At 59.2% G+C, this 26,960-nt stretch carries 27 protein-coding genes; 19 read left to right on the forward strand and 8 right to left on the reverse strand.

What is annotated here, in order from left to right; all coding sequences use genetic code 11:
• Positions 1–27 precede the first annotated feature (27 nt).
• Together ACTJJ6_RS08415 and ACTJJ6_RS08420 are read right to left on the reverse strand one after the other, a co-directional pair.
• A complete protein-coding gene (locus ACTJJ6_RS08415) occupies positions 28–843 on the reverse strand; it encodes a DUF72 domain-containing protein (RefSeq protein WP_440802623.1) in 816 nt (271 codons plus the stop codon).
• Between the two features lie 53 nt (positions 844–896).
• A complete protein-coding gene (locus tag ACTJJ6_RS08420; RefSeq protein ID WP_033634190.1) occupies positions 897–1,475 on the reverse strand; it encodes a hydrolase in 579 nt (192 codons plus the stop codon).
• Between the two features lie 254 nt (positions 1,476–1,729).
• Between ACTJJ6_RS08420 and ACTJJ6_RS08425 the strand changes: the two genes are divergently transcribed.
• The 7 genes from ACTJJ6_RS08425 to ruvB all read left to right on the forward strand — a co-directional run bounded on the left by ACTJJ6_RS08425 (position 1,730) and on the right by ruvB (position 7,319).
• Positions 1,730–1,921 carry an FmdB family zinc ribbon protein gene (locus ACTJJ6_RS08425; RefSeq protein WP_033632845.1) on the forward strand — a complete coding sequence of 64 codons (192 nt, stop codon included), beginning with the start codon at positions 1,730–1,732 and terminating at the stop codon, positions 1,919–1,921.
• A 74-nt stretch (positions 1,922–1,995) separates the two neighbouring features.
• Positions 1,996–3,780: an aspartate--tRNA ligase gene (gene aspS, locus ACTJJ6_RS08430; RefSeq protein WP_440802556.1), complete on the forward strand. Its 1,785-nt coding sequence runs from the start codon at positions 1,996–1,998 to the stop codon at positions 3,778–3,780.
• On the forward strand, positions 3,780–4,226 hold the full coding sequence (nudB, locus tag ACTJJ6_RS08435; RefSeq protein WP_004932373.1) for a dihydroneopterin triphosphate diphosphatase: 447 nt from the start codon (positions 3,780–3,782) through the stop codon (positions 4,224–4,226). The genes aspS and nudB overlap by 1 nt, the downstream gene beginning before the upstream one ends.
• Before the next feature lie 19 nt (positions 4,227–4,245).
• A complete protein-coding gene (locus ACTJJ6_RS08440; protein ID WP_004932370.1) occupies positions 4,246–4,989 on the forward strand; it encodes a YebC/PmpR family DNA-binding transcriptional regulator in 744 nt (247 codons plus the stop codon).
• 57 nt (positions 4,990–5,046) lie between these two features.
• Positions 5,047–5,568, forward strand: coding sequence for a crossover junction endodeoxyribonuclease RuvC (gene ruvC, locus ACTJJ6_RS08445; protein ID WP_004932367.1), 522 nt, complete (start codon positions 5,047–5,049; stop codon positions 5,566–5,568).
• Between the two features lie 112 nt (positions 5,569–5,680).
• Positions 5,681–6,295: a Holliday junction branch migration protein RuvA gene (gene ruvA, locus ACTJJ6_RS08450; protein WP_016927436.1), complete on the forward strand. Its 615-nt coding sequence runs from the start codon at positions 5,681–5,683 to the stop codon at positions 6,293–6,295.
• A 19-nt stretch (positions 6,296–6,314) separates the two neighbouring features.
• Positions 6,315–7,319, forward strand: coding sequence for a Holliday junction branch migration DNA helicase RuvB (ruvB, locus tag ACTJJ6_RS08455; RefSeq protein WP_016927437.1), 1,005 nt, complete (start codon positions 6,315–6,317; stop codon positions 7,317–7,319).
• A 61-nt stretch (positions 7,320–7,380) separates the two neighbouring features.
• Here ruvB and znuB read toward each other — a convergent pair whose 3' ends face one another.
• Together znuB and znuC are read right to left on the reverse strand one after the other, a co-directional pair.
• Positions 7,381–8,166, reverse strand: a complete 786-nt coding sequence (gene znuB, locus ACTJJ6_RS08460) for a zinc ABC transporter permease subunit ZnuB (RefSeq protein WP_049299179.1) — start codon at positions 8,164–8,166, stop codon at positions 7,381–7,383.
• Entirely contained in the window at positions 8,163–8,921 is a 759-nt protein-coding gene (znuC, locus tag ACTJJ6_RS08465) for a zinc ABC transporter ATP-binding protein ZnuC (RefSeq protein ID WP_004932357.1), read from the reverse strand. The genes znuB and znuC overlap by 4 nt, the downstream gene beginning before the upstream one ends.
• Before the next feature lie 78 nt (positions 8,922–8,999).
• Here znuC and znuA point away from each other — a divergent pair, with 78 nt between their 5' ends.
• From znuA to lpxM, 3 genes are all read left to right on the forward strand, one after another.
• Positions 9,000–9,944 carry a zinc ABC transporter substrate-binding protein ZnuA gene (znuA, locus tag ACTJJ6_RS08470; RefSeq protein ID WP_440802621.1) on the forward strand — a complete coding sequence of 315 codons (945 nt, stop codon included), beginning with the start codon at positions 9,000–9,002 and terminating at the stop codon, positions 9,942–9,944.
• 21 nt (positions 9,945–9,965) lie between these two features.
• Positions 9,966–11,288: a murein DD-endopeptidase MepM gene (gene mepM, locus ACTJJ6_RS08475; RefSeq protein ID WP_028127477.1), complete on the forward strand. Its 1,323-nt coding sequence runs from the start codon at positions 9,966–9,968 to the stop codon at positions 11,286–11,288.
• A gap of 150 nt (positions 11,289–11,438) precedes the next feature.
• Positions 11,439–12,407, forward strand: a complete 969-nt coding sequence (gene lpxM / locus ACTJJ6_RS08480) for a lauroyl-Kdo(2)-lipid IV(A) myristoyltransferase (RefSeq protein WP_016927441.1) — start codon at positions 11,439–11,441, stop codon at positions 12,405–12,407.
• Between the two features lie 49 nt (positions 12,408–12,456).
• Here the strand turns inward: lpxM and ACTJJ6_RS08485 are convergent, their stop codons facing one another.
• The 3 genes from ACTJJ6_RS08485 to ACTJJ6_RS08495 all read right to left on the reverse strand — a co-directional run bounded on the left by ACTJJ6_RS08485 (position 12,457) and on the right by ACTJJ6_RS08495 (position 15,928).
• Entirely contained in the window at positions 12,457–13,338 is an 882-nt protein-coding gene (locus tag ACTJJ6_RS08485; protein ID WP_049299180.1) for a leucine-rich repeat domain-containing protein, read from the reverse strand.
• 85 nt (positions 13,339–13,423) lie between these two features.
• Positions 13,424–14,866: a pyruvate kinase gene (gene pyk / locus ACTJJ6_RS08490; protein ID WP_004932339.1), complete on the reverse strand. Its 1,443-nt coding sequence runs from the start codon at positions 14,864–14,866 to the stop codon at positions 13,424–13,426.
• A 189-nt stretch (positions 14,867–15,055) separates the two neighbouring features.
• Positions 15,056–15,928 carry a MurR/RpiR family transcriptional regulator gene (locus ACTJJ6_RS08495; RefSeq protein WP_016927443.1) on the reverse strand — a complete coding sequence of 291 codons (873 nt, stop codon included), beginning with the start codon at positions 15,926–15,928 and terminating at the stop codon, positions 15,056–15,058.
• Between the two features lie 447 nt (positions 15,929–16,375).
• Here ACTJJ6_RS08495 and zwf point away from each other — a divergent pair, with 447 nt between their 5' ends.
• The 4 genes from zwf (at position 16,376) to mdtI (ending at position 19,884) form a co-directional block, all read left to right on the forward strand.
• Positions 16,376–17,851, forward strand: coding sequence for a glucose-6-phosphate dehydrogenase (zwf, locus tag ACTJJ6_RS08500; protein WP_028127476.1), 1,476 nt, complete (start codon positions 16,376–16,378; stop codon positions 17,849–17,851).
• 154 nt (positions 17,852–18,005) lie between these two features.
• The gene (locus ACTJJ6_RS08505; protein WP_197789173.1) at positions 18,006–18,647 is read left to right on the forward strand and encodes a bifunctional 4-hydroxy-2-oxoglutarate aldolase/2-dehydro-3-deoxy-phosphogluconate aldolase; all 642 of its coding nucleotides are present in this window, start codon (positions 18,006–18,008) and stop codon (positions 18,645–18,647) included.
• Positions 18,648–19,199: 552 nt separating this feature from the next.
• The gene (gene mdtJ / locus ACTJJ6_RS08510) at positions 19,200–19,568 is read left to right on the forward strand and encodes a multidrug/spermidine efflux SMR transporter subunit MdtJ (RefSeq protein WP_004932327.1); all 369 of its coding nucleotides are present in this window, start codon (positions 19,200–19,202) and stop codon (positions 19,566–19,568) included.
• Positions 19,555–19,884: a multidrug/spermidine efflux SMR transporter subunit MdtI gene (gene mdtI / locus ACTJJ6_RS08515; protein WP_016927446.1), complete on the forward strand. Its 330-nt coding sequence runs from the start codon at positions 19,555–19,557 to the stop codon at positions 19,882–19,884. Before mdtJ ends, mdtI begins: the two co-directional genes overlap by 14 nt.
• Before the next feature lie 61 nt (positions 19,885–19,945).
• Here mdtI and ACTJJ6_RS08520 read toward each other — a convergent pair whose 3' ends face one another.
• On the reverse strand, positions 19,946–20,290 hold the full coding sequence (locus ACTJJ6_RS08520) for a RidA family protein (protein WP_015378124.1): 345 nt from the start codon (positions 20,288–20,290) through the stop codon (positions 19,946–19,948).
• A gap of 133 nt (positions 20,291–20,423) precedes the next feature.
• Between ACTJJ6_RS08520 and ACTJJ6_RS08525 the strand changes: the two genes are divergently transcribed.
• From ACTJJ6_RS08525 to rnd, 5 genes are all read left to right on the forward strand, one after another.
• A complete protein-coding gene (locus ACTJJ6_RS08525) occupies positions 20,424–22,340 on the forward strand; it encodes an ATP-dependent DNA helicase (protein WP_350024213.1) in 1,917 nt (638 codons plus the stop codon).
• A 79-nt stretch (positions 22,341–22,419) separates the two neighbouring features.
• Entirely contained in the window at positions 22,420–23,121 is a 702-nt protein-coding gene (gene tsaB / locus ACTJJ6_RS08530) for a tRNA (adenosine(37)-N6)-threonylcarbamoyltransferase complex dimerization subunit type 1 TsaB (RefSeq protein ID WP_049299182.1), read from the forward strand.
• Positions 23,122–23,221: 100 nt separating this feature from the next.
• Entirely contained in the window at positions 23,222–23,812 is a 591-nt protein-coding gene (locus ACTJJ6_RS08535) for a Slp family lipoprotein (RefSeq protein WP_016927449.1), read from the forward strand.
• 209 nt (positions 23,813–24,021) lie between these two features.
• Positions 24,022–25,710 (forward strand): long-chain-fatty-acid--CoA ligase FadD, encoded by a 1,689-nt coding sequence (gene fadD, locus ACTJJ6_RS08540; RefSeq protein WP_016927450.1) that lies wholly within the window; start codon positions 24,022–24,024, stop codon positions 25,708–25,710.
• Positions 25,711–25,791: 81 nt separating this feature from the next.
• On the forward strand, positions 25,792–26,913 hold the full coding sequence (gene rnd / locus ACTJJ6_RS08545; RefSeq protein ID WP_016927451.1) for a ribonuclease D: 1,122 nt from the start codon (positions 25,792–25,794) through the stop codon (positions 26,911–26,913).
• The last annotated feature ends 47 nt before the right edge of the window (positions 26,914–26,960 follow it).

Here is a 26,960-nt window from a genome sequence, read left to right on the forward strand (position 1 = left end):
TTTGATGTTATTGGTCAGATTAATAGGTCAAAACAGTGCATCTTGTTCTGGCCAGTCTGGCGGCGCAGGCAAATCAGGGATCGCCAGGCGCAACTGCTGCCAAATTTTTTGCGCCTGCTGGGGCGAATCGCCGTTGTCCGGCGTATGAATAAACAGATAGGGCTGATGCTGTTGCTGCCACTGCGGCAGTTTTTGCTGCCAGGCTTCGAACCAGCGCAGGTTATCGGCCAACTGGTCACCGCCGATAAAGCGCACCAACGGTTGGTCGGCGGTGACCAGCGCGTGTACCGGCAGCTTCGGTTTTTTCTGCTGGGCATCGCGTACGGCAGCGGTGTTGGGGGCGGCGTAATGCACCGGGCGGCTGTCGAGGATCACCCGATTGATGCCGCGCTGGTGCAACCCCTGATTCAACGCGCGCTCTTCCTCGCCCTTGGCGAAAAACGCCGGATGACGCACTTCTACGCCGTAGGTGAATTCCTGCGGCAGGCTTTCGAAGAACTGCCACATGCGCGGCAGCTCATCGGGGCCGAAGGCGGCGGGCAGCTGCAGCCACAACTGGCCGATGCGCTGATGCACCGGGCTCAGACAGTGGTAAAACGCCTGCAGCTCGGCGGCGCAGTTGCGCAGGGCGGCCTTGTGGCTGATGTTCGACGGGAATTTGAAGCAGAAGCGAAAATCGTCGCCGGTCATGTCGCGCCAGCGCTGCACGATGTCCAGTTTCGGCAGCGCGTAGAAGGTGGTGTTGCCTTCCACGCAGTTGAAGTAGCGGCTGTAATCCGCCAAATCACGCAGCCCGATACGGTTCCAGGCTGCATGTTGCCACTGCGGCAGTCCGATGTAGATCACGGCGTCGTCTTCCTTTACTTGTGCTTGGATTATCAGGCTACAACTTAACGTTACCGGTCGAGCGCGGCAAGAATTTCGCCGGTGTCGCGCACCCGCGCCAAACGCGGGAAGATGTGTTCGAACGCGAAACGGTGCATTTCCGCGTTCTGCGCGCTGCAGACGTCTTCGGCGATCACCAGCTCATAACCGTGTTCCCAGGCGGCGCGGGCGGTGGACTCCACGCCGATATTGGTGGATATGCCGCCCAAGACTACGGATTTGATGCCGCGACGGCGCAGCTGCAAGTCCAGATCGGTGCCGTAGAAGGCGCCCCATTGGCGCTTGGTGATCAAAATATCGTTATCGCAGACCGCCAGCGGCGCGGGGAACTCCCACCAGGTGGCCGGCAAACCGCCGGCGGGCGCGGGAGCCGGTTTATCCACCGGTTGTTTCAGCGCCTCGGCGAAGGAGTCTGACCAACCGACGCGCACCAACAGCACCGGCGCGCCCAGCATGCGAAAACGCGCGGCCAGCAGGGCGGCGTTCGCCACCACCTGGTCGGCGCCGTGCGGGCCGCCGGCGTAGGGCAGAATACCGTTTTGCAAATCGATCAGCACCAGAGCGGTGGTTTGGGCGTCAAGTTTCAGCATGGATTTCATCTCGTTGCGAAGTGGATAAAAACTGTTCGGCGCGTCGGACGAGCTGCGTTCGGCGCAAAACCGGGGGAGAATCAGGCTACGTGAAAAAACTGTCGCAGGTTAATGGGAAATTTGTTAACCGATGTGTTGATTCGGACAAAAACGCGCCATTTAGTGCAGTAACAATGCTGTGTTCGCACTTATCGGGCGGATGAATTTCCTTTATAATGACTCCCTTTTTTCAACACTCTTTAATCCAACGACCTATGCCGATTTATGAATATGCATGTGGTGCTTGCAACCATCGGTTAGAGAAATTGCAAAAATTTTCCGATGCGCCGCTGGCAGACTGCCCGGCGTGTGGGCAGCCCGCGTTGACCAAGTTGATCTCATCCTCCGGCTTCCAGCTTAAGGGCACCGGCTGGTATGCGACGGATTTTAAACCGGGTAACAAGTAGAATTTATCAGATAACAGCCGCGCGACAGGGGCGCAGTAGCCCGGCGCGGCATCGGCTGTGTAAAAGGATAGCGTATGCGTACTGAATATTGCGGGCAGTTGAATCTGTCCCACGTGGGCCAGGAAGTCACTCTGTGTGGTTGGGTCAATCGTCGTCGCGATCTGGGCGGCCTGATCTTTATTGATATGCGCGACCGCGAAGGCATCGTGCAGGTGTTCTTCGATCCGGACCAGAAAGTGGCGTTCGACAAGGCCTACGACCTGCGCAATGAGTTCTGCATCCAGATCGTCGGCACCGTGCGTGCGCGTCCGGACAGCCAGATCAATAAAGATATGGCCACCGGCGAAGTGGAAGTGTTTGCCCACGCGCTTGAGATCATCAACCGCTCCGAGCCGCTGCCGCTGGACTCCAACCAGGTCAACAGCGAAGAAGCGCGCCTGAAATACCGTTACCTCGATCTGCGTCGCCCGGAAATGGCCGAGCGTCTGAAGACTCGCGCCAAAATCACCAGCTTCGTGCGTCGCTTCATGGACAGCCACGGCTTCCTCGACATCGAAACGCCGATGCTGACCAAGGCGACGCCGGAAGGCGCCCGCGATTACCTGGTGCCGAGCCGCGTGCACAAGGGCAAATTCTACGCGCTGCCGCAGTCTCCGCAGCTGTTTAAACAGCTGCTGATGATGTCCGGCTTCGATCGTTACTACCAGATCGTCAAATGCTTCCGCGATGAAGATCTGCGTGCGGATCGTCAGCCTGAATTCACCCAGATCGACGTCGAAACCTCCTTCATGACCGCCGAGCAGGTGCGTGAAGTGATGGAGAAACTGGCGCGTGAACTGTGGCTGGACGTGAAGGGCGTGGATCTGGGCGATTTCCCGGTCATGACCTTCGCCGAAGCGATGCGTCGCTTTGGTTCCGACAAGCCGGACCTGCGTAACCCGCTGGAGCTGGTGGACGTGGCCGACCTGGTCAAGGACGTCGAGTTCAAAGTGTTCTCCGGCCCGGCCAACGACGCCAAAGGCCGCGTGGCGGCGATCCGCGTACCGGGCGGCGCACAGCTGACCCGCAAGCAGATCGATGAGTACGGCGCTTTCGTCAACATCTACGGCGCCAAAGGCCTGGCCTGGCTGAAGGTCAACGACCGCGCCGCCGGCATGGAAGGCGTGCAGAGCCCGATCGCCAAATTCCTCAGCGCGGAAGTGCTGGAAGCTGTCCTGGCGCGCACCGACGCGCAGACCGGCGACATCCTGTTCTTCGGCGCAGACAGTTTCAAGATTGTCACCGATGCGATGGGCGCGCTGCGCCTGAAGCTGGGACGCGATCTGGAGCTGACCCAACTCGACAGCTGGGCGCCGCTGTGGGTGGTCGACTTCCCGATGTTCGAAGAAGACGAAGAGGGCGGCCTGGCGGCGATGCACCACCCGTTCACCTCGCCGCGCGACATGAGCCCGGAAGAGCTGGCCGCCGCGCCGGTCAACGCTATCGCCAACGCTTATGACATGGTGATCAACGGTTACGAAGTGGGCGGCGGTTCGGTGCGTATTCACCGCAGCGAAATGCAGCAGACGGTATTCAGCATTCTGGGCATCGACGAACATGAACAGCGCGAGAAGTTCGGCTTCCTGCTGGACGCGCTGAAGTACGGCACGCCGCCGCACGCCGGCCTGGCCTTCGGCCTGGATCGTCTGGTGATGCTGCTGACCGGCACCGACAACATCCGCGACGTCATCGCTTTCCCGAAAACCACCGCGGCGGCCTGTCTGATGACCGACGCACCGAGCTTCGCCAACCCGGCGTCGCTGCAGGAGCTGGCGATCAGTGTGGTAAAGAAAGCCGGTGCGGAACAAGAGAGCGAGTGATGAGTTACAAGCGCCCTGAATCTATCCTGGTAGTGATTTACGCGAAATCCAGTGGTCGGGTGCTGATGTTACAGCGGCGCGACGATACCGAGTTCTGGCAGTCGGTCACCGGCAGCCTGGAACAGGATGAGTCGCCGCCGCATGCCGCACGGCGTGAGGTCATGGAAGAAGTGGGCATCGATATCGAAGCAGAGCACCTGCCGTTGTTCGATTGCCAGCGCTGCGTGGAGTTTGAACTCTTTGTCCATTTGCGACATCGCTATGCGCCGGGAACCACGCGCAATAAAGAGCACTGGTTCTGTCTGGCGTTGCCCGAGGAGCGCGATCCGGTAATTACCGAGCATCACGCTTACCAATGGCTTGAGGCGGCCGAGGCCGTGAAGTTGACCAAGTCGTGGAGCAATCAGCAGGCGATTGAAGAGTTCGTGATCAATTCAGTCCAGTAGTTTTTTTCGGAGATTTTTTATGGCAGGTCATAGTAAGTGGGCCAACACAAAGCACCGTAAAGCGGCGCAGGACGCCAAGCGCGGTAAAATTTTCACCAAGATTATTCGTGAGCTGGTCACCGCCGCGAAGCTGGGCGGCGGCGATCCGGATTCCAACCCGCGTCTGCGCGCGGCGATGGACAAGGCGCTGTCGAACAACATGACGCGCGACACCATGAACCGCGCGATCGCGCGCGGCGTGGGCGGCGATGATGATACCAATATGGAAACCATCATCTATGAAGGTTACGGCCCTGGCGGCACCGCCGTCATGATCGAATGCCTGAGCGACAACCGCAACCGCACCGTGGCGGAAGTGCGTCACGCCTTTACCAAATGCGGCGGTAACCTGGGTACCGACGGTTCCGTGGCTTATCTGTTCACCAAGAAGGGCGTGATCACCTACGCACCGGGCCTGGATGAAGACAGCGTAATGGAAGCGGCGCTGGAAGCCGGTGCGGAAGACATCGTGACCTATGACGATGGCGCCATCGACGTGTTCACCGCCTGGGAAAGCCTGGGCGCGGTGAAAGACGCGCTGACCGCGGCGGGCTTCGAAGCTGAAGCGGCGGAAGTGTCGATGATCCCATCGACCAAGGCCGACATGGACGCGGAAACCGCGCCTAAGCTGCTGCGCCTGATCGATATGCTGGAAGACTGCGACGACGTGCAGGAAGTTTACCATAACGGTGAAATCTCCGACGAAGTGGCGGCGACGCTGTAATCCGGTAAAACGGGCGCCGCCGTTCGGCGGCGCCGTGCATGCAAGGTGGATGTAGATATGGCGATCATACTCGGTATCGATCCCGGCTCGCGCGTCACCGGCTATGGCCTTATCCGCCAGCAGGGGCGTCAGTTGAGCTATATCGCCAGCGGCTGCATCCGCACGGTGGTGGACGACATGCCGACGCGGCTGAAGCTGATTTACGCCGGCGTCAGCGAGATCATCACCCAGTTTCAGCCCGATTTCTTCGCCATCGAACAGGTATTTATGGCCAAGAACCCGGATTCGGCGCTCAAGCTCGGTCAGGCGCGCGGCGTTGCGATTGTCGCGGCGGTGAATCAGAATCTGGAAGTGTTCGAATATGCGGCGCGGCAGGTCAAACAAACCGTGGTCGGCACCGGCGCAGCCGAAAAGGCGCAGGTGCAGCACATGGTGCGTTCGCTGCTCAAACTCTCGGCCAACCCGCAGGCGGATGCCGCGGATGCCCTGGCCATCGCCATCACCCATTGCCATCTCAGCCAGAACGTGCTGCGGATGAGCGAAGGGCGGTTGAACCTGGCGCGCGGGCGTTTGCGCTGACTCGAAGCGATGATTGCTCAGGCTGGATATTCATCCAGCCTTTTTTATGTTATAAGCTTTACCAGCAACGGCATGGCAGGGCGCCATGCCCGGTCATTCTGCAGGAGGGTAAATGATAGGTCGTCTCAGAGGAAATATTCTGGAAAAGCAGCCACCGCTGGTGTTACTGGAGGCGAACGGTGTGGGTTATGAAGTGCACATGCCGATGACCTGCTTTTACGAGCTGCCGGAACTGGGGCAAGAGGCCATCGTGTTTACCCACTTCGTGGTGCGTGAAGATGCGCAGCTGCTGTACGGTTTCAACGACAAGCAGGAGCGCGCGCTGTTCCGCGAGCTGATCAAGGTCAACGGCGTCGGGCCGAAACTGGCGCTCGCCATCCTGTCAGGCATGTCCGCGCAGCAGTTCGTCAGCGCGGTGGAGCGCGAAGAGATCACCGCGCTGGTCAAGCTGCCGGGCGTAGGCAAGAAAACCGCCGAGCGCCTGGTGGTAGAGATGAAAGACCGCTTCAAAGGGCTGAACGGCGATCTGTTCAACAGCAGCAGCGAGATCAGCCTGCCGTCCGCCGCGGAGAAAGCGCCTGAGGCTGACGCGGAGGCCGAAGCGGTCTCGGCGCTGGTAGCGCTGGGCTATAAGCCGCAGGAAGCCAGCCGCATGGTCAGCAAAATTGCCAAGCCGGGTGCCGACTGCGAGACCCTGATCCGTGACGCGTTGCGCGCTGCTTTGTAAGGCCGCTAAGAGGTAGATAATGATTGAAGCCGATCGCCTGATCTCCGCCGAACCGATCAATGAGGAAGAAGTCCTCGATCGCGCCATTCGTCCCAAGCTGCTGACCGAATACGTGGGTCAGCCGCACGTACGCGAGCAGATGGAGATCTTCATCCAGGCGGCCAAGCAGCGCGGCGACGCGCTCGACCACCTGCTGATCTTCGGCCCGCCGGGGCTGGGGAAAACCACCCTGGCCAACATCGTGGCCAACGAAATGGGCGTGAATCTGCGCACCACTTCCGGCCCGGTGCTGGAGAAGGCGGGCGATCTGGCGGCGATGCTGACCAACCTCGAACCGCACGACGTGTTGTTCATCGACGAAATTCACCGTTTGTCACCGGTGGTGGAAGAAGTATTGTATCCGGCGATGGAAGACTATCAGCTGGATATCATGATCGGTGAAGGGCCGGCGGCGCGTTCGATTAAGCTCGATCTGCCGCCGTTCACGTTGGTGGGAGCCACCACCCGTGCCGGTTCGCTGACCTCGCCGTTGCGCGATCGCTTCGGCATTGTCCAGCGGCTGGAGTTTTATCAGGTGGCGGATCTGCAGCACATCGTCTCGCGCAGCGCCGGGTGCCTGGGGCTGGAGCTGTCCGACGAGGGCGCCCATGAAGTGGCCCGCCGCGCGCGCGGCACGCCGCGTATCGCCAACCGCCTGTTGCGCCGGGTGCGTGATTTCGCTGAAGTGCGCGCCAACGGCGTGATCAGCGGTTCGGTGGCGGCGCAGGCGCTTGATATGCTCAACGTCGATGCCGAAGGCTTCGACTATATGGATCGCAAACTGCTGCTGGCGATTATCGACAAGTTTACCGGCGGCCCGGTCGGGTTGGACAACCTGGCGGCGGCGATCGGTGAAGAGCGCGAAACCATCGAAGACGTGATTGAACCGTTCCTGATCCAGCAGGGCTTTATCCAGCGCACGCCGCGCGGCCGCCTGGCGACGCAGCATGCCTACCGGCACTTTGGTCTCGAACGCGAAGAGTAAATTTTTAATCCGCCAATAAGAAAGGGCCGCAGATGCGGCCCTTGTCATATCCCGGCTTTAATCAAGCCTGCTGTTTTTTAAACAGGCTCAGCGTGAACAGCACGGCGGCGCAGAGCACCACCGAAGGGCCGGCAGGCGTATCGTAAAACGCCGAGAAGGTCAGGCCACCGGTAACCGCCACCATCCCGAGCAGCACCGCGACGCCCGCCATCTGCTCCGGCGTGCGCGCGAAGCGGCGAGCGGTGGCCGCCGGAATGATCAGCAGCGAGGTGATGATCAGCGCGCCGACGAATTTCATCGCCAGACCGATGGTCAAGGCGGTGACCAGCATCAGCACGGTGCGTGCCCGCGCCAGATTGACGCCGTCGACGTGCGCCAGCTCAGGGCTGATGGTCATCGACAGCAGATCGCGCCACTGCCACCACAGCACCAACAGCACCACGGCGACGCCGCCGGCGATCATCACGATGTCGCTCAGCGTGACCGACAGCAGATCGCCGAACAGATAGGCCATCAGATCGACCCGCACGTTGGACATCAACGCCACCACCACCAGCCCCAGCGACAGGGCGCTGTGGGCCAGAATGCCGAGCAGCGTATCCACCGAGAGCTGCGGGCGACGTTCCAGCCACACCAGGGCCAAAGACAACAGCAGCGTAATGGCGATCACCGCATAGAAGGGATTGATGTCCAGCAGCAGACCAAAGGCGACGCCGAGCAGCGAGGCGTGCGCCAGGGTGTCGCCGAAGTAGGACATGCGGCGCCAGACCACGAAGGAACCCAGCGGCCCGGCGGCGCTAGCCAACAACACGCCGGCCAGCCAGCCGGGAAGTAACAGTTCAATCATGCTTCGCGGCTCCCGGTTTTCTTCAAGACAATTCTTCCCTGCAGATCGTGGCGGTGATTGTGATGGTGGCGATACACCGCCAGTTGCTCTGCGCCGCGGTTGCCGAACATGGCGATGAATTCAGGATGCATCGACACCACCTCCGGCGCGCCGGAGCAGCAGATGTGCTGATTGAGGCACAGTACTTCGTCGGTTTTCGCCATCACCAGATGCAGATCGTGCGACACCATCAGCACGGCGCAGCCCAGCTCTTTACGCAGCTGATCGATCAGATCGTACAGTGCCAGCTGGCCGTTGACGTCCACCCCTTGCGTGGGTTCGTCCAGCACCAGCAGCTGCGGTTTGTTCAGCAGCGCTCGCGCCAGCAGCACGCGCTGGTTTTCACCGCCGGAGAGCTTTTGCATTGGCTGGTCGAGCAGGTGGGCGGCGTGCACGCGCTTGAGCGCCGGCAAAATGTCGGCTTTCTTTACGCCAGGTTTAAGACGCATAAAACGGCTGACGGTCAGCGGCAGGGTGGCGTCGAGGTGCAGCTTTTGCGGCACATAGCCGATGCGCAGATCGGGCTCACGCTCCAGCGTGCCGGCGGTCGGTTTGACCAATCCCAGCACCACGCGCACCAGCGTGGATTTGCCCGCGCCGTTCGGGCCAAGCAGCGTGAGAATACGGCCGGGTTGCAGGCTGAGGGAAATGTTCGACAGCACCTTGCGGCTGCCGAAGGCGACGGAGATATTTTTTAGCGTTATCAGTGTAGACATCTCGAGATTACAGGTTGCAGAACGAAGCGAATGTTATAATATCACGCCTTGTTGATGAAAACGATGGGATTACTGATGATGGCAAAGAAAAATAAATGGCTGCAGCGTACGCTGTTGGCCAGCGCACTGTTGATGGCCGGCCCGCTGAGCAGCGCTTCCGCTGCGGTGGTGGCCTCGATTCGCCCATTAGGCTTTATCGCTTCGGCCATCGCCGACGGCGTGACGCCGACCGAAGTGTTGCTGCCGGACGGCGCTTCGCCGCACGATTTTGCGTTGCGTCCTTCGGATATCCAACGCTTGCGTTCCGCTGATCTGGTGCTATGGGTTGGGCCGGACATGGAAGCGTTCCTGCACAAGGCGCTGGTGCCTATCTCGGCGACCCGAAAGCTGGCTGTCAGCGAACTGCCGGCGGTGAAGCCGTTGCTGATGAAAGGCGAAGAGGACGACGATCATGATCATGCAGGCGAAGCGCATAACCATGCCGATGACGATCATGGGCATCATCACGGCGAGTACAATATGCACGTTTGGCTGTCGCCGGAGATAGCAAAAGTGACCGCGATCGCGATTCACGACAGATTGTTGGAACTTATGCCGCAAAATAAGGACAAATTAGACGCAAACCTGCGCCAGTTCGAGAATCTGCTGACGCAAACTGACAAAAATGTTGGTAACATGCTTACGCCTGTGCAAGGTAAGGGTTATTTTGTTTTTCATGATGCTTACGGCTACTTTGAGAAACACTACGGTTTGAGTCCACTGGGCCATTTCACCGTCAATCCCGAAATTCAGCCTGGAGCACAGCGCCTACACCAAATTCGAACACAGTTGGTTGAGCAGAAAGCGGTATGCGTTTTTGCTGAGCCACAATTCAGGCCGGCCGTAATCAATGCCGTCGCCAAGGGTACCAAAGTGCGTTCCGGAACGCTGGACCCGCTGGGCACCGGCATCGCGCTGGGGAAGGACAGCTACGGGAAATTCCTGGCTCAGCTGTCAAACCAGTACGTGAGCTGCCTGAAGTAAAGCTTATGAGGATAATATCGAGTGCAGCAGATAGTCCGAACTATCGCTCTGGCGTATAACAACCTGCCACGGCCCCACCGCGTCATGCTGGGGTCGCTGACAGTCGTCACATTGGCCGTCGCTGTTTGGCGGCCTTTTGTTTACCACCCAGAACACAACCCCATCGCCAAGAGCGTCGAGTTAGAATCCAGCCAGATGCGGTCATTGCTCCCCGAAGCCAGTGAACCGATAGATGCCGACCAACCCACCCCCGATGACGAAATCCCGCAGGATGAGCTGGATCAGAAAGATGCCGGCGACGACGGCGTGCATGAATATGTGGTTTCCACCGGTGACACCCTTGGCAGCATTCTGACGCAGTACGGCATCGATATGTCGGATGTCACCTTGCTGGCTTCGCAAAACCGCGATCTGCGTAATCTGAAGATCGGCCAACAGCTGTCGTGGACCGTGAACGATGCGGGCGATCTGCAGCAGTTGACCTGGGAAGTTTCGCGCCGCGAAACCCGCACCTATGACCGCGTCGGCAATAGCTTCAAAGAGTCTAAAGAGGCGCAGCAGGGCGAATGGCGCAACAACGTGATCAGCGGCCGGGTCAACGGCAGCTTCGTCAGCAGCGCCGGCGACGCCGGGCTGAGCCGTAACGAAATCAATGCGGTGATCAAGGCGTTGCAGTGGCAGCTCGATTTCCGCAAGCTGCGCAAAGGCGACCAGTTCTCCGTGCTGATGTCGCGTGAGCATTTCGACGGTAAGAAATCGCAAAGCCAGCTGTTGGGCGTGCGTCTGCGCACCGGCGGCAAGGATTACTATGCGATCCGCGCCGAAGACGGCAAATTCTACGATCGCCAGGGCTCTGGCCTGGCGCGCGGCTTCATGCGTTTCCCGACCATGAAGCAGTTCCGCATCTCCTCCAACTTCAACCCGCGCCGCGTGAACCCGGTGACCGGCCGCGTGGCGCCGCACAAGGGCGTCGATTTCGCCATGCCGGTCGGCACGCCGGTGCTGGCGGTCGGCGACGGTGAAGTGGTGATCGCCAAGCGCAGCGGCGCAGCGGGCAACTATGTGGCGATCCGCCACGGCCGCCAGTACACCACGCGTTATATGCACCTGAAAAAACTGCTGGTGAAACCAGGGCAGAAGGTGAAACGCGGCGATCGCATTGCGCTCTCCGGCAACACCGGCCGCTCCACCGGGCCGCACCTGCACTTTGAACTGTGGACCGGCCAACAGGCGGTGAACCCGCTGACGGCCAAGCTGCCGCGTTCTGAAGGGCTGGGCGGCAAAGACCGCAGCGATTATCTGGCGCAGGTGAAGGAAGTGGTTCCTCAGCTGCAACTGGATTAACGTCCCCCTTTTTCCGGCGCTTCGGCGCCGCTAATTTCATCGGCCTGATTGCGGGCCGATGCTGTTTTATCTGGGCGGTTCGCGGTTGTTAATTGCAAAATCGGTGCTGGCAATTATGATTAGCCGAATCGCTAAGCCAAGAGCATGTGCATGCAAAACGAGAAGAAATCGAACGTAGAGTTCATCCCGCAGTTTCAAAAAGCCTTTTTATACCCGCGCTACTGGGGCGTGTGGTTGGGAACCGGCCTGATGGCCGGCGTTTCGCTGGTGCCTGCGCGTCTGCGCGATCCGGTGCTGGGGGCGGTCGGCAAACTGGCCGGCAAGCTGGCGAAAGGCGCGCGCCGTCGTGCCCGCATCAACCTGCTGTATTGCTTGCCGGAATTGCCGGAAAGCGACCGTGAGCACATCATCGACCAGATGTTTGCCTGCGCGCCGCAGTCGATGGTGCTGATGGCGGAATTGGCCTGTACCAAGCCCGAGAAAGTGCTCAAGCGCGTGCGTTGGCACGGTGAAGAGGTGTTGGACAAGATCCGGGCTGAAGGGCGCAACGTGATTTTTCTGGTGCCTCATGGCTGGGCGGTAGATGTGCCGGCGATGTTGATGGCCGCGCGCGGCCAACCGATGGCGGCGATGTTCCACAACCAGCGCAATCAGCTGATCGACTACCTGTGGAATGCCGTGCGTCGTAAATTCGGCGGCCGCATGCACGCGCGCAATGACGGCATCAAACCGTTTATCAGTTCGGTTCGGCAGGGATATTGGGGTTACTATCTGCCCGATCAGGATCACGGCGCTGAGCACAGTGAGTTTGTCGACTTCTTCGCCACCTATAAGGCGACGTTGCCGGCGGTCGGGCGGCTGATGAAGGTATGCCGTGCGGCGATCGTGCCGCTGTTCCCGGTGTACGACGGCAAAACCAGCATGCTGGATATCTATATTCGCGAGCCGATGGACGATCTGGCCGACGCTGATGACCCACGGATTGCCCGCCGTATGAATGAAGAAGTGGAAAACCTGGTGGGCCCGAATCCGGAGCAGTACACCTGGATCCTCAAACTGCTGAAGACGCGCAAGGAAGGGGAGATTGAACCCTACTCGCGCGACGATCTGTATCGTTAATCCTTTCTACCGCTAACGCCGGTCGGGCTACACCCCGGCCGGCGTCACTTCAGATGTGCACCATACAGCCGCGAGCCCGCAGGATCTCAATGACGTTGGGCGTGTGGGTGAAATCATTCCAGCGCAGATCCAGCTTGCGCAGCCGGCTCAGTTCGCCGAGGCTTTCCGGCAGGTCGCTCAGGCGGTTGGCGCGCAGATCCAGGCTTCTCAGCGCCGTCAGCTCACCGATATTTTTCGGCAGGCGCGTCAGCTGATTGAAACGCAGGTTCAGCTCGCTCAACCGCGGCAGCCGGCAGAAGGCTTCCGGCAGTTCGGCGATGGCGTTGTTGGCCGCGTCGAGTATCTCAAGCTCGCCGAGCAAAGCCATTTCCGCCGGCAGCGTGGTCAGGGCATTTTTCATGATATGCAACTCGCGCAGCGCGCGCAGTTGCCCGATTTCGTCGGGCAGGCTGCGGATGCGATTGTTGTATAAACGCAGCTCCTGCAATGCCGCCAGCCTCGGTATTGCCTGCGGCAAGGCGGTCAGCTGGTTATCGGTCGCGTTGAGGTAAACCAACTGCTGTAGCTGCGCCAGCGAGTGCGGCAGATCGCTAAAGCCGTTGTCGCTCAGATAGAGGTATTTCAACCGGTGCAACTGCCCCAGTTCCTCGGGGAGTTCGCTTGCGCGATTGTGGCCAAAGTCGAACATCTCAAGCTGTTGCAACTGGCCAATCTCCGGCGGCAGGCGGTCGAGCTGATTGCAGGAGATGTTCAACACCTGTAGATTGCGGTGCCGGAAGAGGGGGGCGGGGATGGCCGCCAACTGATTATCATACAGGCTTACCTTGCGCAGCGCGTGGCCGGCTAACTGTGACGCGTCGAGCTGTGTCAGGCCGTGGCCATCGAGATCGAGCTCATCACCGCTCGCTGCGGGATTGCGTTGGTGGAGCATGGTGTTCTCCGTCGTTTATGGCGGTACCGGGGCAAAAAAAATGCCGGCCAACGTGAGCCGGCCGGCATGTCGTCTGCGGTGTGGATTACTCGACGCGCAGAATACGGCTGGTATTGGTGGTGCCGACGGTTTCCATCACGTCGCCCTGGGTGACGATCACCAGATCGCCGGAGACCAGGAAGCCTTTGTCGCGCAGGCGATTGACCGCTTCATTGGCGGCGATCACGCCGTCTTTGTGGCTGTCGAAATACACCGGTGTCACGCCGCGATACAGCGCAGTCAGGTTCAGCGTGTGCTCATGGCGCGACATGGCGAAGATCGGCAGGCCGGAGCTGATGCGCGACATCATCAGCGCAGTGCGGCCGGATTCGGTCATGGCGATCAGCGCGGTGACGCCTTTCAGGTGGTTGGCGGCATACATCGAAGACATGGCTATCGCCTCTTCGATGTTGTCGAACTGTACGTCCAGGCGGTGTTTGGAAACGTTGATGCTCGGGATCTTCTCGGCGCCCAGACAAACGCGCGCCATCGCCGCCACGGTTTCCGCCGGGTATTGGCCAGCGGCGGTTTCCGCCGACAGCATGACGGCGTCGGTGCCGTCCAGCACGGCGTTCGCCACGTCCATGACTTCGGCGCGGGTCGGCATCGGGTTGGTGATCATCGACTCCATCATCTGGGTCGCGGTGATCACCGCGCGGTTCAGAGTGCGGGCGCGGCGGATCAGTTTCTTCTGAATGCCGACCAGTTCCGGATCGCCGATTTCGACGCCCAGGTCGCCACGGGCAACCATCACCACGTCGGAGGCCAGAATAATGTCGTCCATCGCTTCGTCGGTGCAAACCGCTTCGGCGCGCTCAACCTTGGACACGATCTTGGCGTTGCAGCCCGCATCGCGCGCCAGGCGGCGGGCATAGTTAAGGTCTTCACCGGTACGCGGGAAGGAGACCGCCAGGTAGTCGACGCCAATCTTGGCGGCGGTCACGATGTCCGCCTTGTCTTTTTCGGTCAGGGCTTCGGCCGACAGGCCACCTCCGAGTTTGTTGATGCCCTTGTTGTTGGACAGCGGGCCGCCGACGGTCACTTCGGTAAACACTTTCATGCCCTGAACTTCGAGCACTTTCAGCTGAACGCGGCCGTCATCGAGCAGCAGGACGTCGCCCGGCACCACGTCGGCTGGCAGGCCTTTATAGTCGATACCGACTTTTTCTTTATCGCCTTCGCCTTTTGACAGGTTGGCGTCCAGCAGGAATTTATCGCCCACGTTGAGGAAGATTTTGCCTTCCTTGAAAGTGGAAACGCGAATTTTCGGCCCTTGCAGATCGCCGAGGATAGCGACGTGACGCCCCAGTTTGGCAGCGATTTCGCGCACTTTGTCAGCGCGAGCCTGGTGATCTTCCGGGCTGCCGTGGGAGAAGTTAAGCCGAACTACGTTGGCGCCGGCGGCAATGATCTTTTCCAGATTATTGTCGCGGTCTGTAGCCGGACCCAGGGTGGTAACGATTTTGGTTCTTCTGAGCCGTCTGGACATGTATTACTCCGTTGACTGGTGAAGCAAATATTGGTGTTGCGATAACGTCGGATAACGAAACCAGGCGTGAAATGTAATTTTACAACACTGATATTTCACCCGGGTTACCCGCATGAGCATGTTAACAGGGTACCGCCTCTGATGCCGTCATTCAAATGTCTGTTGAACGGCGATTTTTTCTTCGTCGGGTCACGAATCAAAACTGTTGGGAATGACCACGCCTTTATCAAAGCGCGATTCTTTGAGCGCTTCTTTGACCCGCTTCAAGTTATCTCTGAATTTAGCCCCTCGGCGCAAGGTAAATCCGGTGGCGAGCACGTCAATGAGCGTTAATTGCGCGATCCGCGACACCATCGGCATGTAAACGTCGGTGTCTTCGGGCACGTCGAGCAGCAGGGCCAGAGTCGCCGCCTGGGCGAGCGGGGTGTCGCGCGAGGTGATAGCCAGTACCGTGGCGTCGTTCTCCCGCGCCAGGTGGGCCATCTCCACCAGATTCTTGGTGCGGCCGGTGTGTGAGATCAGCACCACCACGTCGCCTTCGCCGGAGTTCATGCAGCTCATGCGCTGCATGACGATGTCATCGAAGTAGACCACCGGAATGTTGAAGCGGAAAAATTTGTTCATCGCATCGTGCGCCACCGCCGCGGAGGCGCCCAGCCCGAAGAAAGAGATCTTTTTTGCCTGGGTGAGCAGGTCAACCGCACGATTGATTGCGGCAATATCCAAATTTGCCTTTACTGTATCCAGGCTGGCCATTACCGATTCGAAGATCTTGCTGGTATAGGAATCGACGCTGTCATCTTCCTCAACGTTACGGTTTACGTAGGGCGTGCCGTTAGCCAGGCTTTGGGCGAGATGCAGTTTGAAATCGGGAAAGCCTTTGGTATCAAGGCGGCGGCAAAAGCGGTTGACGGTAGGTTCGCTGACGTCGGCCATGCGCGCCAGCGTGGCGATGCTGGAGTGAATGGCGGTCTGCGGGGAGGCCAGGATCACCTCGGCGACTTTCCTTTCAGATTTGCTCAGGCGTTCCAGATGGCTCTGGATTTTGTCCAGCGTATTCATATAACGAGAGTCACTCATGGTTTTATCCCTGTGGCTTTCAAGCAACAGCGTCGAATTTCGCCCATGTTCGCCGTGCAAGCAGACGCCAAACGAGCGGCTGTAACCTGGAATCGATAGGGTATGTCGATTTCAAACAAAGGAGAAATCAATGCCGGTTTAGTGAAAATATACTACGTGCTGGTAACCGTTGGCAGTCTCGACACGGCGTATGCAGGGTTTTTTCACCAGAATATGACCTGTGTCTAACTTTCATAATGGTAACAGAGCGTCAAAAAAGACGAAAAATTACAGTTTTGCCCGTGGTGAGGGCGTTGGCGTAGATTGGCGCTTTCCACTGGAATCTTGAGGCCTTTTTTTCTGCTTTGCTCCGGGTTTGCTGGCCGTAGTCAAACAGAGTACATTAGTAATGTAAGAAAATTACAAATATCCTGCAACGAGGAGATGAACATGGCGGTAACCTCTACAGCCCAGGCGTGTGACCTGGTTATTTTCGGCGCGAAAGGTGATTTGGCGCGCCGTAAGCTGCTGCCTTCCCTGTACCAGTTAGAGAAAGCCGGACACATCCACCCGGATACGCGGATCATCGGCGTCGGCCGCGCGGAGTGGGATAAACAAGCCTATACCGAAGTGGTCAAGGAAGCGCTTGGCACCTTCATGAAGGAAAAACTGGATGATGAACTCTGGGCCACGCTAAGCGCGCGCCTGGACTTCTGCAACCTGGACGTCAACGACAGCAAGAACTTTACCAAATTGGGTAAAATGCTGGATCAGAAGCACCGCACCACCATCAACTACTTCGCCATGCCGCCAAGCACCTTTGGCGCCATCTGCAAAGGGCTGGGCGAAGCCAAGCTGAACCATGAGCCGGCGCGCGTGGTGATGGAGAAACCGTTGGGCACCGATCTGGCGTCCTCCCGCGTGATCAACGATCAGGTGGCGGAGTTCTTCAATGAGTCCCAGGTCTACCGCATCGACCACTACCTCGGCAAAGAGACGGTGCTGAACCTGTTGGCGCTGCGTTTTGCCAACTCGCTGTTCGCATCCAACTGGGATAACCGCACCATCGATTCGGTGCAGATCACCGTGGCGGAAGAGGTGGGCATTGAAGGGCGCTGGGGCTATTTCGACCAGGCCGGCCAGATGCGCGACATGATCCAGAACCACCTGCTGCAGATCCTGACCATGATCGCCATGTCGCCGCCGGCGGATCTGACGACCGACCGCATCCGCGACGAGAAGGTCAAGGTGCTGCGCTCACTGCGCCGCATCGATCAGACCAATGTCCGGGAAACCACCGTGCGCGGTCAGTACACCGCCGGCTTCGTCCAGGGCAAGAAAGTGCCGGGTTATCTGGAAGAGGAAGGGGCGAACAAGAGCAGCAGCACCGAAACCTTCGTCTCTATCCGCGTGGATATCGACAACTGGCAGTGGGCCGGAGTGCCGTTCTACCTGCGTACCGGTAAACGTCTGCCGACCAAATGTTCGGAAGTGGTGGTGTACTTCAAAAACCCGCCGCTGAACCTGTTCAGCGATTCTTACCAGCAGTTGCCGCAGAACAAGCTGACCATCCGCCTGCAGCCGGACGAAGGCATCGAAATTCAGGTGCTGAACAAGGTGCCGGGGCTGGATCACAAGCACCGCCTGCAGACCACCAAGCTGGACCTGAGCTTCTCGGAAACCTTCAACCAGGAGCACGTGGCGGACGCCTACGAGCGCCTGCTGCTGGAGACCATGCGCGGCATTCAGGCGCTGTTCGTGCGCCGCGATGAAGTGGAAGAAGCCTGGAAGTGGGTCGACTCCATCATGGACGCATGGAAAGCCGACAACGAAGCGCCTAAGCCTTATCAGGCGGGCACCTGGGGGCCGGTGGCCTCGGTGGCGATGATCACCCGCGATGGCCGTTCCTGGAACGAGTTCGAGTAATGCGCAATGCCGGCAGCCTGTCTGCCGGCTTTTTTTTGCCTGCGATCTGCGCGTGGGCCACATCACTTACGGTACGGCCGGACGTCCGCGCATTTGTGCGGAGCCCTGTGGCAGGGGCGTGCCATTGTTAACCGCGAGTAATGGAGAAATAACGATGAAAAACTGGAAAACCAGCGCCGAGCAGATCCTGACGGCGGGGCCGGTGGTGCCTGTTATCGTGATCAACAAGCTGGAGCAGGCGGTGCCGCTGGCGAAAGCGCTGGTTGCCGGCGGCGTGCGGGTATTGGAGGTGACGTTGCGCACCGCCTGCGGGCTGGAGTCTATCCGCGCTATCGCCAAAGAGGTGCCGGAGGCGATCATTGGCGCCGGTACGGTGATCAACCCGCAGCAACTGCGGCAGGTGACCGAAGCGGGGGCGCAGTTCGCCATCAGCCCGGGGCTGACCGAAGCCTTGCTGCAGGCGGCGACGGCGGGGTCAATCCCGTTGATCCCGGGCATCAGCACCGTATCTGAACTGATGCTGGGCATGGATTACGGCCTGCGCGAATTCAAATTCTTCCCGGCGGAAGCCAACGGCGGCGTGAAGGCGCTGCAGGCGATCGGCGGCCCGTTCCCGCAGGTGCGCTTTTGCCCGACCGGCGGCATTACGCCGAACAATTACCGCGATTATCTGGCGCTGAAAAGCGTGCTTTGCATCGGCGGTTCCTGGCTGGTGCCGGCGGACGCGCTCGAAAAAGGCGACTATGCGCGCATCACTGAACTGGCGCGCAGCGCCGTCAGCGGCGCCGCGTTGTAACCCGCACCAGGCCTGGGGTTGGCGCTTATTTGCGCACCCGCGAATACCGCAAGGCTCAACGCTCCGTTGGGCCTTTTTTAATTTTTATCGTGATTAACTTTCTTATTTTTAACCCGTTTTTTTCTGCTTTTTTATGAAAACGGCAGTTTGCTTTCTTATTTTGGCTGTGGTAAAAATATCTCAGTTGAAAATTTTACTTTTATGAGGATATTGGGCAAATCGCACGGTGTGCGGCTGATAATAGAGAACTATTATGATGACTATTAACGGAACTACCCTCAGAACCTCTACGTGCCAACTCTTCCTGTCTGCGATCCTTGCCAGTGAGCATCACTGGTGCAGCGAACTATAGCGTCTTTCTCCCTTAACCGGTGCTGGTAGCGGGCTTACGCCTTCGCTCTACCGTTCAGCCGGGCAAACATTCTTTTTGCGTTTGGGTCAGTTTATCCCCAGGGATCTCTGCGTCTTGCGCGCCGTACTGCGGCCGTTCGACGAGATAAATCGGGATAAATATGCCTTGGCGCGCGTTATTCGCCGTTTGGGAGAAAAATTATGATTTATTGGATCTTTTTAGGTTTGGCCATCATGACCGAAATCATCGGCACCTTGTCGATGAAATACGCCAGCGTCAATGGCGGCATGATCGGGCATATCGTGATGTACGTGATGATCACCGCGTCTTATGTGTTGCTGTCAGTAGCGGTAAAACGCGTGGCGTTGGGCGTGGCTTATGCGCTGTGGGAAGGCATCGGCATTCTGTTCATTACCCTGTTCAGCGTGCTGTGGTTCGACGAGCCCATTTCGGCGCTGAAGGTACTGGGTCTGGCTACGCTGATCGCCGGTATCATGCTGGTGAAATCCGGTACCCGCAAAGAGCGAAAACAGGTCAGCCCGCGAGGTGACAACCATGCAACAGTTTGAGTTGTACCACATTGGGTTCCTGGGATTGGCCATCGTGCTGGAAATCATCGCCAACATCTTCCTGAAGATGTCGGACGGTTTCCGTAAAATTTGGCTGGGATTGCTGTCGCTGCTGTCGGTGCTCGGTGCGTTCAGCGCCCTGGCGCAGGCGGTGAAGGGCATCGATCTGTCAATCGCTTACGCGTTGTGGGGCGGTTTCGGCATCGCCGCCACCATCGCCGCAGGCTGGATCATGTTCGGCCAGCGGTTGAACGCCAAAGGCTGGATTGGCCTGGCGCTGCTGTTGACGGGGATGGTGATCCTCAAACTGTCCTGATAGCGGGCAATAAAAAACCGCAGGCGTTGCCGTCTGCGGTTTTTTTTCGTCTGCGCGTGGCTTACAGCGCGGCGATGATTTTGATTTCCACCTTGTACTTCGGATTCATCAGCTGCGCCTGCACGGTGCAGCGTACCGGCGCGCTGCCGGCAACGACCCAGGCGTCCCAGGCGGCGTTCATCGCAGCGAAGTCGGCGGTATTGGCCAGGAAAATGGTGGCATCCAGAATACGGCTTTTGTCCGAGCCTACGCGTGCCAGCAGCACGTCGATGGCGGCGAGGGCGTTGGCGGTCTGCGCGGTCGCGTCATCATCCAGGTTCTCCGGCACGCTGGTGTAGTAAACGGTTTCGTTGTGCACCACGGCTTCGGACCAGCGCTGATCGGGATCAATTCTTTCGATATTCATTTGCTTATCTCCATATCATAGTCCCGCTAAGGGTAGCACAGCCGGTGATGAAAAAGCGCGGCGATAAAGTGGGTGGTAGCCGGACGGCAGGCTTGGCATAATCACCGCTGAATGACACCGGCAGAGAGACAGCGTGACAGACGATTTTGCAACAGACGGCGCATTGGCGCAGGCTATCAAGGGATTCAAACCGCGTGAGCCGCAGCGGCAGATGGCGCAAGCCGTCACCGAGGCGATCAATTTCAAGCAGGAGCTGGTGGTGGAAGCCGGCACCGGCACCGGCAAAACCTTCGCTTATCTGGCGCCGGCGCTGCGCGCCGATCGCAAAGTGATCATCTCGACCGGTTCGAAAGCGTTGCAGGATCAGCTGTATGCGCGCGATCTGCCCACCGTCGCCAAGGCGTTGAAGTACAAAGGCAAGCTGGCGCTGCTGAAGGGGCGCTCCAACTACCTGTGCCTGGAGCGGCTGGAGCAGCAGTCGATGGCCGGCGGCGAACTGGCGGGGCAGACGTTGATCGATTTGGTGCAGCTGCGCAAGTGGTCGTCACAGACCAAAGAAGGCGACATCAGCACCTGCAGCGAAGTGGCGGAAGACAGTTTCGTTTGGCCATTGGTGACCAGCACCAATGACAACTGCCTGGGCAGCGATTGCCCGCTGTATCAGGATTGCTTCGTGGTCAAGGCGCGCCGCCGTGCGATGGATGCGGATGTGGTGGTGGTGAACCATCACCTGTTCCTGGCGGATATGGTGGTGAAAGAGGGTGGTTTCGCCGAGCTGATCCCGGAAGCCGAGGTGATGATTTTCGACGAGGCGCACCAAATCCCCGACATTGCCAGCCAGTATTTCGGCCAGCAGCTCACCAGCCGCCAGCTGTTGGATCTGGCGAAGGATATCACCATCGCCTACCGCACCGAGGTGCGCGATGCCGCTCAACTGCAAAAAAGCGCCGACCGTCTCAGCCTGAGTACGCAAGATTTTCGCCTGAATCTGGGAGAGCCGGGGTTCCGCGGCAATCTGCGTGACGTGCTCGGCGAACCCAACGTGCAGCGCGCTCTGTTGCTGCTCGATGATGCGCTGGAGCTGTGTTATGACGTGATGAAGCTGTCGCTGGGGCGTTCGGCGCTGTTGGACGCCGCCTTTGAGCGCGCCACGCTGTACCGCGCGCGCCTCAAACGCCTCAAGGCGGTGACGGAACCGGGCTACAGCTATTGGTATGAGTGCAATTCGCGCCACTTCGTGCTGGCGCTGACGCCGTTGACGGTGGCCGACCGGTTCCGTGAAATGCTGGACGAGAAGCCGGGCAGCTGGATCTTTACCTCGGCCACGCTGTCGGTCAACGATCAGCTGGGCCACTTCACCGAACGGCTGGGGCTGACCAAGGCCAAAACGCTGCTGCTGCCGAGCCCGTTCGACTATGCCAAACAGGCGTTGCTGTGCGTGCCGCGCTTTTTGCCTTCGCCGAATCAGCCCGGCGGGGCGCGCCAGCTGGCGCGCATGCTGCGGCCATTAATCGAAGCCAACAACGGCCGCTGCTTCTTCTTATGCACCTCGCACCAGATGATGCGCGAGTTGGCGGAAGAGTTCCGCGCCACGATGATGCTGCCGGTGCTGTTGCAAGGGGAAACCAGCAAAGGGCAACTGCTCGCGCAGTTCGTCGCCGCCGGTAACGCGCTGCTGGTGGCGACCAGCAGCTTTTGGGAAGGGGTGGACGTGCGCGGCGATGCGCTGTCCTGCGTCATCATCGATAAACTGCCGTTCACTTCACCGGACGATCCGCTGCTGAAGGCGCGCATTGAAGATTGCCGCCTGCGCGGCGGCGACCCGTTCAATGACGTGCAGTTGCCGGATGCGGTCATCACCCTGAAACAGGGCGTCGGCCGTTTGATCCGCGACACCGACGATCGCGGCGTGCTGGTGATTTGCGATAACCGTCTGGTGATGCGTCCTTACGGCGAGGTGTTCCTCAATAGCCTGCCGCCCACGCCGCGTACCCGCGATCTGAAGCAGGCCATCGCCTTCCTGCAGGCCGCCGATGCGTCGGCCACGTGAAAGATGAAGGGCTTACGGGGCTGTGCTACAATGCGCGCCCTGTATGAAAAACCCAGTTTTATTCCCGCCAGAGGTTGGCATGTCCACGCGAATTTTAGCGATCGATACCGCGACGGAAGCCTGTTCCGTCGCCGTCTGGAATCAAGGCGAAACCCACGCCCTGTTTGAGCTGTGCCCACGTGAGCATACGCAACGAATTTTACCTATGGTGCAGCAGGTGCTGGCGGAAACCGGTCTGGCGCTCAACCAGCTCGATGCGCTGGCCTTCGGTCGCGGCCCCGGCAGCTTTACCGGGGTGCGCATCGGTATCGGCATCGCTCAAGGCCTGGCGCTGGGCGCCGATCTGCCGATGATAGGCGTTTCCACGCTGCAAACCATGGCGCAGGGCGCCTGGCGCGTCAGCGGCGCGGAGCGCGTGCTGGCGGCGATCGATGCGCGCATGGGTGAAGTTTACTGGGGGCAGTTCGAGCGCCAGGCGGACGGCAGCTGGTTGGAAAGCGAAGGCGAGGCCGTGCTGTCGCCGGCGCAGGCGCTGGAGCGTGCGCAGCGCCTGCAGGGCGAATGGGCCCATGTTGGCACCGGGTGGCAAACCTACCCCGACTTGGTCAAGGGTTCCGCGTTGAGCCTACGTGACGGCCAAATGCTGTTGCCGCAGGCGCAAGACATGCTGCCGCTGGCGCTGCAAGCCTGGCAAGAAGGGCTGGCGGTAGCGGTGGAAAACGCCGAGCCGACCTATCTGCGCAATGAAGTCACCTGGAAAAAACTGCCGGGCCGCGACTGATCGCGGCGTATTGTGCTGATGTTGATGCCGGGCGATGAGGGGCTGCAACTTGAACGATGAAACGCGGTCAAAGTTACAGCCATTTCAGGAGATTGCGACCATGTTAATCCGCACTGCAAGTAAAAAGCTGTCGCTGCTGGCCGTCGCCTGCGGCGCGCTGGTTTTATCCGGGTGCGTCACCGTACCGGATGCGATCAAAGGCTCCAGCCCTTCGCCGGTGACTCAGCTTTCCTCGGTACAAAATGCACCCAACCTGTTTACCGGCGCGGAAGCCCGTTTCGGCGGCACCGTGGTAAACGTCGCCAACGAACAAGGGCGCACGGTGCTGGAGATTGCGGCGGTGCCGCTCGACAGCGGTGCGCGGCCGATACTGGGCGAACCGTCGCGCGGCCGCTTGCTGGCCACGGTAAACGGCTTCCTCGAACCGGTCGATTTCAAAGGCCAACTGGTGACCGTCGTCGGCGCCATTACCGGCCTGAAAGAGGGGCGAATCGGCATGACGCCGTATCGCTTCGTGACGATGAACGTGACCGGTTTCAAACGCTGGCATCTGGTGCAGCAGGTGGTGATGCCGCCTGCGCCAATGGGCCCCTGGGGCTGGCGCGGAGGTCCGTGGGGACCCGGTTGGGGCGCAGGCTATGGCTGGTATAACCCTGGCCCGGCACAGGTGCAAACCATCGTAACCGAGTAGCATACGCTTGATGTGAACACATTTGACAGGGCGGCTCAGGCCGCCCTTTTGTTTTTTGGGATAAGGAATATCCGACAATTAGTGACGTACATCGCAACCTGAATAATGTTTAAAACCCGAACTGGTCTGCTGAGTTAAAATATTGTTATGGTTAGGCTGCGAGTTTGAGGGCTGCGATGATAATTAGTAATGATTTCAGGAGTAATACCTTGGATAAGGTCTGGTTAAAACGGTATCCGGCAGATGTGCCCGCAGAGATTGATGCCGATCGCTATTCGTCGTTGATCGAAATGTTTGAGCATGCCGTGCAGCGCTATGCCGATCAGCCCGCCTTTATCAATATGGGCGAGGTGATGACCTTCCGCAAACTGGAAGAACGCAGCCGGGCTTTCGCGGCTTACCTGCAAAATGAACTGGGCCTGAAGAAGGGCGACCGCGTCGCGCTGATGATGCCTAACCTGTTGCAATACCCCATCGCCCTGTTCGGCATTCTGCGCGCCGGCATGGTGGTGGTCAACGTCAACCCGTTGTATACCCCGCGAGAGCTGGAACACCAGTTGAACGACAGCGGCGCCAGCGCCATCGTCATCGTCTCCAACTTTGCCCATACGCTGGAAAAAGTGGTGTTCAACACTCAGGTCAAGCACGTGATCCTGACGCGCATGGGCGATCAGCTGTCGGCCGCCAAAGGCACGCTGGTCAACTTCGTGGTTAAATACGTCAAGCGCCTGGTGCCCAAATACAACCTGCCGGATGCCATTTCATTCCGCAGCGCGCTGCAGCGCGGCCGCCGTCTGCAATATGTAAAACCGGACATCATTAATGCCGATTTGGCCTTCCTGCAATACACGGGCGGCACCACCGGGGTGGCGAAGGGCGCGATGCTGACGCACCGCAATATGCAGGCCAACCTCGAGCAGGCCAAAGCCGCCTATTCGCCGCTGTTCCGCGAAGGGCAGGAACTGGTGGTGACGGCGTTGCCGCTGTATCACATTTTCGCGCTGACGGTGAACTGCCTGCTGTTTATCGATCTGGGCGGGCGCAATTTACTGATCACCAACCCGCGCGATATTCCGGGGCTGGTGAAGGAGTTGGGTAAATACCCGTTCACCGCCATGAGCGGGGTGAATACCTTGTTCAATGCGTTGCTGAACAATGAAGAGTTCCACAAGCTCGATTTCTCTACGCTGCGTTTCTCGGTCGGCGGCGGCATGTCGGTGCAAAAAGCGGTGGCCGAGAAGTGGGAAAAAACTACCGGTAAACACCTGCTGGAAGGCTATGGCCTGACGGAGTGCGCGCCGCTGGTGGCCGGTAACCCTTACGATCTGAAACACTACAGCGGCAGCATCGGCCTGCCGGTGCCGTCGACGGACATTCGGTTGGTGGACGACAATGGCCACGATGTGCCGCCGGGCGAACCGGGCGAACTGTGGGTCAAAGGGCCGCAAGTTATGTTAGGCTATTGGCAGCGCCCGGAAGCCACCGACGAAGTGCTGAAAGACGGCTGGTTGGCGACCGGTGATGTGGTGACCGTGGACGAGCAGGGGTTTGTGCGCATCGTCGATCGCAAGAAAGACATGATCCTGGTCTCCGGTTTCAACGTTTACCCGAACGAGATTGAGGATGTGGTCAGCCAGCATCCGAAAGTGCTGGAATGTGCGGCGATCGGCGTGCCCAGCGAGGCCTCTGGCGAAACGGTGAAGATCTGCGTGGTGAAGAAAGACGCCTCGCTGACCAAGGAAGAGCTGTTGACCCATTGCCGTCGGCACCTGACCGGGTATAAAGTGCCTAAAATTGTTGAGTTCCGCGATGAACTGCCGAAGTCTAACGTCGGCAAGATTTTGCGGCGAGAACTGCGCGATGAGCTAAAAACGCCGAAGCCGGCCGATGCCGCCTAGGCGTCGCTCTCGCGCCTGACTATCAACAACGCCGGTGAATGCCGGCGTTGTTGTGTTTGAATCCTACAAGAGAATGATGTTTTGAATTATCAGTTGATCACTACCGATGCCGGATTGCAGCAGGTCTGCGAGCAGGCGAGAAAGCATGCCCAGATTGCGCTGGACACCGAGTTTGTCAGAACGCGCACCTACTATCCGCAGTTGGGCCTGATCCAGCTCTACGACGGTGAACAACTCTCCCTTATCGATCCTCTGCCGATCAAGCAATGGCAGCCGTTTGTCGACCTGCTGGCCGACACCGCCGTGGTGAAGTTCCTGCATGCCGGCAGTGAAGATCTCGAAGTGTTTCTCAACGCCTTTAAAACGCTGCCGACGCCGATGGTCGATACCCAGATCCTGGCGGCCTTTACTGGCCGGCCGCTCTCCTGCGGCTTCGCGACGCTGGTGGCGGAGTACATGAAGGTTGAGCTGGACAAGAGCGAGTCGCGCACCGACTGGCTGGCGCGCCCGCTGACCGAAAGGCAATGCGTGTACGCGGCCGCCGACGTGTTCTATCTGCTGCCGATGGCTAAACAGCTGGTGCAGGAGACCGAAGAGGCCGGTTGGACCGCGGCGGCCAATAACGAGTGCCTGCTGCTGTGTCAACGCCGTAGCGAGGCGCTGGCGCCGGAAGTCGCCTACCGCGAAATCAGCAATGCCTGGCAGCTGCGCCCGCGTCAGCTGGGGTGTTTGCAGAAGTTGGCGGAATGGCGGCTGCGCCAGGCGCGTGAGCGCGATCTGGCGGTGAACTTCGTGGTGCGTGAGGAGAACCTGTGGCAGGTGGCGCGCTATATGCCGTCTTCGCTGGGAGAACTGGATTCTCTGGGGCTGAGCGGGCCGGAGATCCGTTATCACGGCAAAACGCTGCTGGCGCTGGTGGCAGAGGCCGAAGCGCTGGAAGAGTCCGAGTTGCCGGCGCCGTTGGCCAACCTTATCGATCAGCCGGGCTACAAGAAGGTGTTCAAAGACATCAAGGCGGCGATCGCTACCGTCAGCGAGCAAAGCGGGTTGAGCAGCGAGCTGTTGGCATCCCGTCGCCAAATTAACCAATTGCTGAACTGGCATTGGAAACTGAAGGACGGCGAAAGTCGCCCTGAATTAATCAGCGGCTGGCGCGGCGATTTATTAATGGCGCCGTTGCAGGACATCCTGAAAGATTATTAATCGCTGATTATCACCTGGGCAGGGTAGGGAAACTCTGCTCGGGTGAA

It is taken from the genome of Serratia sp. 22278 (assembly GCF_052045405.1).
Lineage (GTDB): Bacteria > Pseudomonadota > Gammaproteobacteria > Enterobacterales > Enterobacteriaceae > Serratia > Serratia marcescens.

Coding starts and splice junctions, on each gene's coding strand:
- ACTJJ6_RS08440 (WP_004932370.1), top strand. CDS start 4,246: ATGGCAGGTCATAGTAAGTGGGCCAACACAAAGCACCGTAAAGCGGCG.
- ACTJJ6_RS08535 (WP_016927449.1), top strand. CDS start 23,222: ATGTTAATCCGCACTGCAAGTAAAAAGCTGTCGCTGCTGGCCGTCGCC.
- mdtI (WP_016927446.1), top strand. CDS start 19,555: ATGCAACAGTTTGAGTTGTACCACATTGGGTTCCTGGGATTGGCCATC.
- ACTJJ6_RS08495 (WP_016927443.1), bottom strand. CDS start 15,928: ATGAATACGCTGGACAAAATCCAGAGCCATCTGGAACGCCTGAGCAAA.
- ruvC (WP_004932367.1), top strand. CDS start 5,047: ATGGCGATCATACTCGGTATCGATCCCGGCTCGCGCGTCACCGGCTAT.
- ruvA (WP_016927436.1), top strand. CDS start 5,681: ATGATAGGTCGTCTCAGAGGAAATATTCTGGAAAAGCAGCCACCGCTG.
- zwf (WP_028127476.1), top strand. CDS start 16,376: ATGGCGGTAACCTCTACAGCCCAGGCGTGTGACCTGGTTATTTTCGGC.
- ruvB (WP_016927437.1), top strand. CDS start 6,315: ATGATTGAAGCCGATCGCCTGATCTCCGCCGAACCGATCAATGAGGAA.
- ACTJJ6_RS08420 (WP_033634190.1), bottom strand. CDS start 1,475: ATGCTGAAACTTGACGCCCAAACCACCGCTCTGGTGCTGATCGATTTG.
- ACTJJ6_RS08425 (WP_033632845.1), top strand. CDS start 1,730: ATGCCGATTTATGAATATGCATGTGGTGCTTGCAACCATCGGTTAGAG.
- ACTJJ6_RS08505 (WP_197789173.1), top strand. CDS start 18,006: ATGAAAAACTGGAAAACCAGCGCCGAGCAGATCCTGACGGCGGGGCCG.
- aspS (WP_440802556.1), top strand. CDS start 1,996: ATGCGTACTGAATATTGCGGGCAGTTGAATCTGTCCCACGTGGGCCAG.
- ACTJJ6_RS08520 (WP_015378124.1), bottom strand. CDS start 20,290: ATGAATATCGAAAGAATTGATCCCGATCAGCGCTGGTCCGAAGCCGTG.
- pyk (WP_004932339.1), bottom strand. CDS start 14,866: ATGTCCAGACGGCTCAGAAGAACCAAAATCGTTACCACCCTGGGTCCG.
- tsaB (WP_049299182.1), top strand. CDS start 22,420: ATGTCCACGCGAATTTTAGCGATCGATACCGCGACGGAAGCCTGTTCC.
- znuC (WP_004932357.1), bottom strand. CDS start 8,921: ATGTCTACACTGATAACGCTAAAAAATATCTCCGTCGCCTTCGGCAGC.
- lpxM (WP_016927441.1), top strand. CDS start 11,439: ATGCAAAACGAGAAGAAATCGAACGTAGAGTTCATCCCGCAGTTTCAA.
- nudB (WP_004932373.1), top strand. CDS start 3,780: ATGAGTTACAAGCGCCCTGAATCTATCCTGGTAGTGATTTACGCGAAA.
- znuB (WP_049299179.1), bottom strand. CDS start 8,166: ATGATTGAACTGTTACTTCCCGGCTGGCTGGCCGGCGTGTTGTTGGCT.
- ACTJJ6_RS08485 (WP_049299180.1), bottom strand. CDS start 13,338: ATGCTCCACCAACGCAATCCCGCAGCGAGCGGTGATGAGCTCGATCTC.
- mdtJ (WP_004932327.1), top strand. CDS start 19,200: ATGATTTATTGGATCTTTTTAGGTTTGGCCATCATGACCGAAATCATC.
- znuA (WP_440802621.1), top strand. CDS start 9,000: ATGGCAAAGAAAAATAAATGGCTGCAGCGTACGCTGTTGGCCAGCGCA.